We start from the raw sequence: 654 nt of genomic DNA, 5'->3' as shown, positions 1-654 counted from the left end.
CAACTGTTGTGCCAGCAGTTCCAACTGCAAACCCTGCAACTTCTAAAGATGTTCAAGGTGCAACGCAAACAGGGACACCAACTTTTGCAGGAACAACTGTTCAAGTGAATGGTGAAGATAAAGCTATTACGATCAAAGATAATAGCTACACGCTTTTGGATAATGATGGTAACGAGGTAACAAGTACACCAGCTTATGCCGCTGATGGTACAACTGAAATTGGTACTTACTCTATCGATTCAGCTACTGGTCAAGTCACTTTCACACCGACTGATAAATCATACACAGGTGTAGTAACACCGGCCAAGGTTCAAGCTGAAAGCTCAAACGGTATCAAGGTGGACACAACTTACACGCCTGAAATCGTTCCAGTAACCCCAACAGCAACACCAGCTGAAACAACTGATATTCAAGGTGCGACACAAACCGGTAAACCTGAATTCAAGGGTGGAACTGTAACAGTAGATGGCGTTGAGAAAACAGTAGCGATTAATGAAGCTGTTCCAGCGACCTTCGATGATGGTTCAACGACTAAGACAGTTGATGGTGTTGGTACTTACACAGTAGCAGCAGACGGAACAGTTACATTCGTACCTGAAAAATCATTCGTTGGAACTGCACCAGCAGTGATGGTTGTTCGTGAAGATAAGAACG

The 654-nt window shown here is 44.0% G+C and carries 1 pseudogene; it reads left to right on the top strand.

The features are described from left to right. Positions 1–654 (top strand): annotated as a pseudogene (locus HMPREF2867_RS08400) (cell surface protein); the annotation flags it as partial.

It is taken from the genome of Streptococcus sp. HMSC064H09, from assembly GCF_001812625.1.
Lineage (GTDB): Bacteria > Bacillota > Bacilli > Lactobacillales > Streptococcaceae > Streptococcus.
The sequence above is the reverse complement of the archived record's forward strand: the minus strand, read 5'-3'. Positions and strand labels throughout refer to the sequence as shown.